Annotated in this window: 7 protein-coding genes and 1 pseudogene; 6 read left to right on the top strand and 2 right to left on the bottom strand. The window is 72.3% G+C overall.

All coding sequences use genetic code 11. The features are described 5' to 3' along the window. The 3 genes from ACWGI8_RS31140 to ACWGI8_RS31150 form a co-directional block, all read left to right on the top strand. Positions 1-524 (top strand): hypothetical protein (locus ACWGI8_RS31140; protein ID WP_453665979.1); only part of this gene is annotated, 524 nt, incomplete at its 5' end. A 196-nt stretch (positions 525-720) separates the two neighbouring features. Beyond that, entirely contained in the window at positions 721-1,758 is a 1,038-nt protein-coding gene (locus ACWGI8_RS31145) for an endonuclease/exonuclease/phosphatase family protein (protein WP_453665981.1), read from the top strand. 2 nt (positions 1,759-1,760) lie between these two features. Continuing rightward, positions 1,761-3,692, top strand: coding sequence for an FUSC family protein (locus tag ACWGI8_RS31150; RefSeq protein ID WP_453665983.1), 1,932 nt, complete (start codon positions 1,761-1,763; stop codon positions 3,690-3,692). A 164-nt stretch (positions 3,693-3,856) separates the two neighbouring features. On the opposite strand, the gene ACWGI8_RS31155 is transcribed toward ACWGI8_RS31150, so the two are convergent. Beyond that, positions 3,857-4,258, bottom strand: a complete 402-nt coding sequence (locus ACWGI8_RS31155) for an RNA-binding S4 domain-containing protein (protein ID WP_453665985.1) — start codon at positions 4,256-4,258, stop codon at positions 3,857-3,859. 121 nt (positions 4,259-4,379) lie between these two features. On the opposite strand from ACWGI8_RS31155, the gene ACWGI8_RS31160 reads away from it, so the two are divergent. Both ACWGI8_RS31160 and ACWGI8_RS31165 read left to right on the top strand, forming a co-directional pair. Further along, complete coding sequence (locus tag ACWGI8_RS31160; RefSeq protein ID WP_453665986.1) at positions 4,380-5,855, top strand: APC family permease; 1,476 nt, start codon at positions 4,380-4,382, stop codon at positions 5,853-5,855. Positions 5,856-5,968: 113 nt separating this feature from the next. Further along, on the top strand, positions 5,969-6,928 hold the full coding sequence (locus ACWGI8_RS31165; protein WP_453665988.1) for a hypothetical protein: 960 nt from the start codon (positions 5,969-5,971) through the stop codon (positions 6,926-6,928). A gap of 174 nt (positions 6,929-7,102) precedes the next feature. Here ACWGI8_RS31165 and ACWGI8_RS31170 read toward each other — a convergent pair whose 3' ends face one another. Then, positions 7,103-9,157 carry a PhoX family protein gene (locus ACWGI8_RS31170; protein ID WP_453665990.1) on the bottom strand — a complete coding sequence of 685 codons (2,055 nt, stop codon included), beginning with the start codon at positions 9,155-9,157 and terminating at the stop codon, positions 7,103-7,105. 286 nt (positions 9,158-9,443) lie between these two features. Between ACWGI8_RS31170 and ACWGI8_RS31175 the strand changes: the two are divergent. Continuing rightward, positions 9,444-10,194, top strand: a pseudogene (locus ACWGI8_RS31175) (hypothetical protein); the annotation flags it as partial.

Raw genomic sequence — 10,194 nt, forward strand, 5'->3', positions numbered from 1 at the left:
GGCTGGTGCTTATGAGAACGGGCCATGACATACGGAACCCCGGTATACGGAACGCCGTCCTGGCCGCCGTCACCGCCGCGGTGGTCGCGGCGGGGGCGACCGGCTGTTCGGACACCGGCGAGACTCCCGAGTCGGTCGCCTCCAAGGCCGGCGAGGCCGTCGCGTCGGCCACCGGAAAGGTGGGCGAGGTCCTCGAGTCCGCGTCGGCCGCGGCGTCGTCGGCGGCATCCCGGATGGCGGAGATCAAGGGCGGCCTCGACGCCAAGGGCGATGTGAAGCTCGGTCCCACGAAGGCCGACGGCAACCGTGTCGCCACGGAGCTCACCGTGACCAACCTCTCCAGCAAGACCGCGGACTACACGGTCCTGGTCAACTGGAAGGACGCCGACGGCAACGTCCTCGACGCCACCGTCGTCTCGATCGACGAGGTACCGGTGGGCGGTGCGAAGTCGGCCACGGCGCGCAGCAACCGCGACCTGTCCGGGACACCGACGGCGGAAGTCGCCCAGGCACTGCGGCACTGAGCCGGAAGAGCTCGTGAGCCAGGGGCCGTTGGACCGGCTGTGCGCCACGCGGGGCGAGAAGGGCTGACGCCGGGCGCGTGAAGGCGCCACCTGCAGGTCCCGAGGGTCCGGGCAGGGCGCGTACGGGTTCGAGCCCCACCGTTCCTTCGCCGAAAGGGACGCCGAACTCTTTCCGCTCCCCGGCCGTTTCCCGGTCATGGAGCCCGACCGCCCTCCCCTCCCCGGCGCCGCCTTCGAGCCCGGCGCCGTCGTCCCGCCGCCCCCCGGGCTGCCGCGGCGCTCGCCCTGGCGGCTCGGGGCCGCGTGGATCGCGGGTGTGGTGCTCGGCGGGGTGTCCGTGGTCGTCGGCTGCCGGGTCGCGGGCGTGGACGGGTACACGCCCGTGCCGCAGTTGCTCGCGTTCCTGCCGTGGCTGCTCGTGCCCGCCGGGCTGGGGCTCCTGCTCGCCGCTGTCGCCCGGCGCCGGGTCCTCCTCGCCTGGGCCCTGGTCCTCCTCGCCGTGACCGGCTGGTACGTGCGGCCGTACGGCCCCGAGCCGAAGCCGCCGCGTGGACCGGCCGTCGCCCGGCTCGAAGTGCTCACCGCGAACGTGGAGTTCGGGCAGGCCACGCCCGACCTGATCGCGGCGGTGCGGCGCGAGAAGCCGGATCTGGTCTTCGTCCAGGAGTGCGACCGGACGTGCAGCGACGCCCTCGCGACCCGGATCCCGCGCACCGACTACCCGTACCGGCAGGTCGTCGAGGGCGAGTTCGCGTCCGGCTCCGCGATCCTCTCCGTACACCCGCTCGAAGCAACCGCCGGGATTCCGAGCGAGCTGGCGATGCCGGGCGCCGAGGCGCTGATCGGCGGGCGGACGGTCCGGGTGCAGCTCGCCCACCCGCTGCCGCCCGTCCCCGGCGGGCTCGGGCCCTGGCGCGAGGAGCTCGGCCGGGTGCGGGCGTGGGCCGCCGACGGCGAGGGAGCACCCACGATCCTCGCGGGGGACTTCAACGCCTCCCAGGACCACGCCGCCTTCCGCCACGTCCTCGATGCCGGTGGTCTGTACGACAGCGCCCGCCTCGCCGGAGCGTTCCGGACCCCGTCCTGGCCCGCCACCATGCCCCGACCGCTGGGCGCCCAGATCGACCATGTGCTGGTGAGCGATGATTTCGAGGTACGTGATGCTCGGTTCCTGGACTTCTCCGGCACCGACCACCGTGCCCTGATCGTCGAACTCGCACTGCACAGTGGGTGACCATGGCGGACCGTATACGGCTGGCACCACCGGCCTGGCTCGTGGCGGGGCTGCGTCCGCAGCCCGCGCCCATCCCCTGGGCCGCGGTCGTCCGCGCCTCCATCGCCCTCGCCGCCCCGCTCGCCGTCGGCTTCGCCGTCGACCAGCCGGTGTACGGGGCGCTGGTGTCGATGGGTGCCCTGTCCGGAGTCATCAGCGACACCGCCGACGCCTACCGGATGCGGTTCTTCAACATCGCCGTCCCGCAGCTCTTCGGCGCCGTCGGCGTCACGCTCGGCACGCTCGTGTACGGCGAGGGCTGGGTCGCGGTCGGTGTTCTCACCCTCGTCGCGCTCGTCTCCGGGATGATCTCGTCGATCGGCGCGGTCGCCTCCGTGTCCGGGCTGCTGCTTCTGCTCAACGCGGTGGTCGGGGCCGGGCTGCCGATGCCCAGCCCCTGGTGGAAGGCCCCGCTCCTGCTCGGCCTCGGCGGCGTCTTCGTCCTCGTCCTGTCGCTGCTCGGCTGGCCGCTGCGCGGCGGCGTGCCCGAGCGGTCGGGGGTGGCCGGCACGTACCGTGCGGTCGCCGATCTCCTCGCGGCGGCGGGCAGCGACGCGTACGAGGAGCGCCGGCAGGCCGTCACCCAGTCCCTGAACACCTCCTACGACCTGGTCCTGGCCCGCCGTGCCCGCGACCACGGCCGCAATCCGTCCCTCGTACGGCTGCTGGCCCAGCTCAACGTCGTCATTCCGCTCGTCGAGGCCGCCCCCGCCGCCCATCAGCAGGGCCGCCCGCTGCCCGACGCGATCCCGGCGGCGGTGCGGGCACTCGCGGACGCCGTCGAGGAGGGCCGCTCGGGCCCGCCCGAGCTCGAACTGCCGCACCCGGACACCCCGGCCGGGCTGGCCGTCGACCACGCCCTGCGGCATGCGGCGACGGTCGTCCACGAGGCCGACCCCGATGCCTACAACGTGGACGACCGCCTCGGCCGCCCCGCCGCCCTGCGCATCCGGGCCCGCCGCACGGCCCGCGATGTGCTGCTCTCCGAGGCGTCCTGGCGGTACGGGCTGCGGCTCGCGCTCTGCATCGGCATCGCGCAGGCGCTGGTCTCGCTGGTCGTCGTGGACCGTTCGTACTGGGTCGCGCTCACCGTCACCTTCGTCCTCAAGCCGGACTTCGGCTCGGTCTTCTCGCGGGCCGTGCTGCGCGCGCTGGGCACGGCGGTGGGGCTGGTGGTCGCCACGGCGGTGCTGGCGGAGGTGCCGCGCGGGTGGTGGTACGTGCCGGTGATGGTGGTGCTGGCGGCGTTGATCCCGGCGTTCTCGGTGAAGGGGTACGCGTTCCAGACGGCGGCGATCACCCCGGTCATCCTGCTCCTGTCCGACCTGCTCAACCGCCAGGGCATCGGGCTGATCAGACCGCGCCTGGTCGACAGCCTGATCGGCTGCGCGATCGCGCTGATCGCGGGCTATCTGCTGTGGCCGGAGAGCTGGCGAAGCAGGATCGGGGACCGGCTCGCGGACTCCGTCGAGCACGCGGCGCACTATGTGGAGCTGGCCTTCGGCGCGGACGCCGACCAGGGCGAGCGGGTACGGTCCCGGCGCCGGCTGTACCGGGACTTGTCGACCGTACGGTCGGAATTCCAGCGGGCCCTCACCGAGCCGCCGCCGACGGGCACACGGGCCGCCGCGTGGTGGCCGCTCGTCGTCGCGGTCGAGCGGATCGCGGACGCGACGACCGCGGCCCGGGTCCGCGTCAACCACGGCGCGGCGCGGCCCGCGCCGGACGAGGTCGCCGCGGTCGTCGGACAGCTGCACGGGCTCGCGGACGGCATCCGCTCCAGCGAAGAGCTCGTCGAGGTCCGCGCGGGCCTGAAGGGCGACGAGCAGAGCGTCCTCGCCCCCCTGCGCCACGAAGTCACGGCGGCCCGGGCGATCGCGTCGCCCCGTTCCTGACCCCCACCGGGGCCGCACCCGGCCGAGAACCGCCGGTCCGACAGGACCGACTCCGGATGCACGAAACCGCGGTCGTCGTGCGCTCGATCACCGTTCCGGCTCGGCACCGTACCGAAAGCCGTCGGGGGCGCCCGGAGTCCGGGGCCCGGGGCCGGGGCCGGGGGTTAGGCGCCCCGCCCGTGCAGCCGGTCGAGATCCCGCCGCTCGCGCTTCGTCGGGCGGCCCGTACCGCGGTCGCGTACACCCATCGGGGCCACGAACTCGCGCGGCGGGGGCGGCGGGCTGTTGTCCACGTAGCACTGGACGGCCGCGGGCGCGCCGACGCGCTTGCGGATGATGCGGGAGACGACCACGACCCGCTCCCGGCCCGCGTGGAACAGCCGCACCTCGTCGCCGGCCTTCAGCGCGTGGGCCGGCTTGACGCGCTCCCCGTTCACCCGGACGTGCCCGCCCCGGCAGGCCGTCGCCGCCTGCGAGCGGGTCTTGGTGAGCCGCACGGACCAGATCCAGCTGTCGACCCGTACGGTCCCTTCCGCTGTCCCCACGGTCCCTTCGCCATCCGTCATACCACCGAGGTTACGGGGGGCGACTACGATGCGCTCCGTCCCGCCGTTACGGAGTCATCCATTCAGCGCGGCCGACGACCACTGAACCATCGCCACATGCCCTGCCACACAAGGACATTCGATGAGCAGCAACTCCGGCAGAGGGCTTCAGCCCAATGTCCTCGGTACGTTCGACACGATCGTGATGGCGGTCGCCGGCAGCGCCCCCGCGTACTCGCTCGCAGCCACCACCGCCGTCCTGGTCGGTGCCGTCGGCCTGGGCAGTCCCGCTGCGCTGCTGTACTGCGCGATACCCATGCTCGGCATCGTCCTGGCCTTCAACCGCCTCGGCCGGATCGACGTCAACGCCGGGGCGAGCTACTCCTGGGTGGGCCGCACCCTCCACCCCTTGCTGGGCTTCCTCTCCGGCTGGGCCCTGGTCGTCTCCGCGACGATCTTCATGGTGGCGGGTTCCCTGCCGGCCGGAGCCCTGACCCTCGCCCTCTTCGACGCGGATCTCGCCACGAACACCGCGCTCGCCGCGACCGTCGGCGCCTGCTGGTTCGTGGTGATGCTGCTGGTGGTGCTCGGCGGCGCGCGGCTGACCGTACGGGCGCAGCTGCTGATGTCCGGGTTCGAGGTGCTGGTCCTCGTGCTCTTCCTGCTCGCCGCCCTGGTGCACAAGGGCTCCGCCGTCGCCTTCGACTGGTCGTGGCTGGGCTTCTCGCACTTCGACGGGGCGTCCGGATTCGCCTCGGGCGCGCTGATCGCCGCGTTCTACTACTGGGGCTGGGACGTCACCAGCAATCTCAGCGAGGAGACCCGTAACAGCCGCAGGACCGCCGGTCTCGCCGCTCTCGTCGGCGTCGGCGTCGTCTTCCTCCTCTTCGAGGCGTTCACGATCGCCGTCAACGTCATCCTCACCTCCGAGCAGATCGAGGCGGGCAGCGGAAACGTCCTCGGCGTGCTCGGCGAGGAGATCTGGCCCGGCGTCGGCGGAAAGCTGCTGATCATCGCGGTGATGCTGTCGACCGTCGCCACCCTGGAGACCACCCTCATCCAGGTCACGCGCTCGCTCTTCGCGATGGGCCGGGACCGTACGATGCCGGCCGTGCTCGGCACGGTGCACCGGCGCTGGAACACGCCGTGGGTGGCGATCGCCGTGGTCGGCGCGGTCGCCCTGATGATGCTCGTGGCGTCAACCGCCCTCGGCACGGTCGGCGACATCCTCTCCGACGCGGTCAGCGCGATCTCGCTGCAGATCGCGGTCTACTACGGACTGGCGGGGATCGCGGCAGTCGTCGCGTACCGCAAGATGCTGCTGACGTCCGTACGGAACTTCCTGCTCGGCGGGCTGTGGCCGTCCCTCGGCGCCGTCTTCATGTTCTGGATCTTCTTCGAGTCGCTCGGCGAGCTGAGCACGGCCTCGATCGCGATCGGCCTCGGCGGGCTGGCCGTCGGCGTGGTGCCGATGCTCTGGTACTGGCGGCGGGGAAGTGCGTACTACCGGCCCGCGAAGCTCGACGCGGCCCGGGCGATCGAGGCGGAGGAGCCGTACAACGGTCCTTCCTCCGCCCGGCGGGACAGTGCCCGCGATGCCATGGCCACCGACTTCTGACGCGTAACTCCGACGTGTGACTCTGACGCGTAACTCCGTCGTGTGAACTGACGTGTGAACTGACGTGTGACTTCTGACTGACTCTGACTTGTGACCGCAGAAAGCAGGCAGACATGGCCGCTCGCCGCCGCTTCGAGCTGGACTTCGACCCGGACTTCGGTGACCGCGCGCTCACGGAGACCCGTCACGACATCGTGATCGGGCGCTGGCAGGGCGTACGGGATCTGCTGCACGCCACCGGCCAGGACTGGCCGCGCCGCACCCACCGGCTGCGGCAGCTCTCGCACGCCGCGGCGGGTTCGTCGGCGGTCGAGGCGTGGCGGGCGGCCGAACCCGGCAACCCGGACGCGGCCGTGCTGCGCGCCGCGACCGAGGTGGTCCGGGTCTTCGACCGGGCCATCGCCGCGGGCCGGGGAGCCACCGTCGAGCGCGACCGGGTCGATGCGGCGGTGATGGCCTGCATGGGCGCGGCGGAGGCGGCGCCCGCCGACCCGATGCCGTGGGTGTCGCTGCTGACGGTGGCCCGGCTGTACGAGGGCGGCGTCCCACGGCGCAAACTGCGCGGGTGGTGGGACGAGTTGCGGCGCCGTGACCCGGACAACATCGAGGGCCATGTGCAGCTGCTGCGCTACTGGTCGGCGCGGTGGCACGGCACGCACGGCGCGATGTACGACTTCGCGCGCGACGCGGCGGGTGCGGCGCCGCCCGGCTCCCCGCTGCCGGTGCTCGTACAGATCGCACGGGTGGAGGAGTTCCGGTACGTCGCCGAGGGCTCCCGGGGCCGGGCCCCGGTCCGCGACTTCGGCCAGCACTGGAAGCACGAGCTGGCGGTGACGGAGGTGCGGCGTACCTGGGCGCGGTGGATCGGCGGACGGGAGAACGGACCTGTCCTCCCGGAGGAGATCGCCGAGCTCAACTATCTGACCCACGCGGCCTGTTACGCGGGGGAGACGGAGGTGGCCCGCAGGCTCTTCACGATGCTGGGGGCGCGGGCGGCGCGCGTGCCCTGGTCGTACACGGGCGACCCGGCGGAGCAGTTCGTGCGTTTCCGCAAGGCGGCGGGCCTGGAGTGAACGCCTGACTGCGGGCGCCTGTCTGCGGACCCCTGTCTGCGGGACCGGGCACTCCCTGCGGGCCGTCCCCTGCCTGCCGGACCGGGCACTCCCTGAGGGACCGGGGACTCTGTGGACCGACCCCCCTCCCTGCGGGTCCGGCGGGAGCTGCCGGACCCGCAGGGGTCACCGGAGTCAGACGCCGATGTCGCGGCCGTCCGTGCGGTAGACGGCGACGACGGACGGGCGCACGATCTTGCCCGGGCCGTCGGGCCACACGGACGCGGGCTTCTCGACGGTGGCGCCGTCGATCTCGCCCGGGTGCTGGACGGCGACGATCACCCGGCGGTCCTGGATGATCGGACCGCAGGTCTCGGCGCCCCTGGGGACGGTGAGGAACTGCTTCAGCTCACCGCGCCGCTCGCCCTGCGTGGCGACGCCGAACAGGCCGTCGTGCGAGCCGAGCTGGGCGCCGTCCGTGGAGATCCACAAGTTGCCGTGCGGGTCGAACGCCACGTTGTCCGGGCAGGAGATCTGGCTGACCTTGTCCTTCGGGTAGCCCGCGAAGTACGTGGCCGGGTCGTTCGGGTCGCCGGCGACCAGGAACAGCCGCCAGGCGAAACCGTCGCTGGCCGGGTCGTCCCAGTGCTCGGCGAGCTCCAGGATCTGGCCGTGCTTGTTGAGGTTGCGCGGGTTGGCCTCGTCCGCGCCGGCCTTGCCCGGCTTGCCGCGGTCGCTGTTGTTCGTGAGCGCGACGTAGACACGACCGGTGCGGGGGCTCGGCTCGACGTCCTCGGGGCGGTCCATCTTGGTGGCGCCGACCTTGTCACCGGCGAGGCGGGTGAAGACGTACACCTCCTCGGCGGTCATGCCCTCGACGTGCGAGACATCGCCGGTGGCCAGCGGGATCCACACGCCGGTGCCGTCGAACTCACCGTCGTTCGGGAGCTTGCCGGTGCCGTCGATCTCGGCGGGGGAGTCGCCGGTGAGCTTGGCGACGTAGAGGGTGCCCTCGTCGAGGAGGGTGAGGTTGTGCTCGTGGGCGGCGCGCGAATTGCCCTTCTTCATCCGCTTCGACGAGACGAACTTGTAGAAGTAGTCGAAGCGCTCGTCGTCGCCCATGTAGACGACCGGGCGGCCGTCGCGGGTCAGACGCGGCTGCGCGGCCTCGTGCTTGAAGCGGCCCAGCGCGGTGCGCTTGCGGGGGGTGGAGTCGGGGTCGTACGGGTCGAGCTCGACGACCCAGCCGAAGCGGTGCGACTCGTTGGGCTCCTGCGCCACGTCGAAGCGCTTGTCGAAACGCTCCCACTTGCGCTCGGTGGCGGCGCTGCCGATGCCGTAGCGCTTGTCGGTGGCGCTCGACCCGTTGGCGAAGTACTGGTTGAAGTTCTCCTCGCCGTGGAGCGTGGTGCCCCAGGGGGTGGTGCCGCCGGCGCAGTTGTTGAGCGTGCCGAGGACCTTGGTGCCGGTCGGGTCGGCGGAGGTCTTCAGCAGGGCGCTGCCCGCGGCCGGGCCGGTGAGCCGGAACTCGCTCGTGGCCGTCAGACGGCGGTTGAGGTGGTGCCGGGTGACGGGCGTGAGCTTGCCGCTCTTGCGCTCCTCCTGCACCACGACGACGGAGAAGCCGTGCGCGGCCCAGGCGATCTCGGCCTGCTCGCGGGTCGGGTTGGCCGCGTCGTAGCCCTTGAACATCAGGACTTCGTCCGTGTACTCGTGGTTGGCCACGAGGACCTGGCGGCCGTGCTCACGCAGGGGCAGCAGGGAGAGGAAGTCGTTGTTGTAGCCGAACTGACCGGCCTGCGCCTTGGCGGTCTGGTTGTCGGCGTCGAAGGCAGGAGCGCCGCGGAGGATGGGCTCGCCCCAGCGGATCACGACGTTCTGCGTGTAGCCGGTGGGAACAGTCACCTGGTCGGCGGTGTTGGGCGCGACCGGGGTGAAGCGGAGGCCGCGGGCACCGCTGCCGGTGCTGCCGTGGCGGGTGCCGGTCGCGGCGGCGGCCGTCGCGGCCTGCGCCGACGGGGCGCTCTGCGTGACGACGGCGCCGCCGGCGGCGGTGGCGACGGTCACGACGGCGGCGGCACGCATCATCGAACGCCGCGAGAGGGCACCGGCGATGATGTCGCCGGCGTACTCGTTCCCACTGGTGTTCGGCACTTCATGGAAACAGGCGTCACCACAGCGGTAACGGCATGTGAGAGCGGACCGGCCGCCCGCGTGATTCGAGCTCAGGAGCGGCAGCAGTTTGCGCACTTCTTCCCCCATCTCCCCTTCGGCGCACCCCGCGCCGACATCGTGTCGGAATATGTCCGGCCGTGACGCTAGGGGCACACGTGTGCAGTGCGGAGGCGGTGAAGTGAACGCGGGATGAATGCACGGCGACCGAGGTGGTCCTGACGCCGGAGGGCCTTGCGATGGTGCGGAACGGGCGGCGGCTAACCTTACGTGTCCGCCCTGGCCCACGGTTGCGGCGTTGCCGCCCTTGGACCGGACATTGTTGGACAATGAGCGCACCCAATTCACGCGAAAGGCCTCGCCCATGGGCATTCGGAGCTTGCTGCGCAAGGTGTTTGGACGCGAGCGTACGGAGTCGTCGTCGGCCCCGACCACTACGACTACGGCCCCCGCCTCCGTCCCGCCCCAGGCCGAGGCACCCACCACAACACCCTCTTCCTCGGAGGCGGCCCACGCGGCCGAGCTGGTGGCGGCGGCCTTCGACAACCCCAAGCCGTCCCGCCCGACGATCCCGTCGGCCCGCACGACGGACGACGCATCACATGAGCCCACGGCCTCGGTGCCGGCGCCGCAGACCGACAGCGAGCCGGCGTCCACGCCCGCCGTTGCCGAGGCGCCCGCCGTTGCCGACGCGCCGGACGCCGCCGAGGCGCCGAACGCTGCTGAGGCCGCCGAGGCCGCCGACCTCCCGTCCACGGACGAGACCACCGCCGAGGCGCCCGCCGAGCCGGAGCCCGCGCAGGCGGAAGCCGACGCTGTTGAGGACACCGTCCAGCCGACGGAGGCACCGTCGAGCGACGACGCTCCGCAGCCCGAAACCACCATGTCCGACGAAGCGGTCGAGCCCGCCGCGGACGACACCGCCGAGGAAGCGGTCGAGGTGGTCGAGCCCACCGCGGAGGCGGTCGAGGTGGTCGAGCCCGCCGCGGAGGAAGAAACCCCCGCCGCGCAGGCGGTCGCAGCCGTCGAGGAGGCGCACGCCACGAGCGACGCCGCCGACGAGGCGGTCGAGGTGGTCGAGCCCGCCGCGGAGGAAGAAACCCCCGCCGCGCAGG

This window comes from Streptomyces sp. NPDC054841 (genome assembly GCF_053611045.1).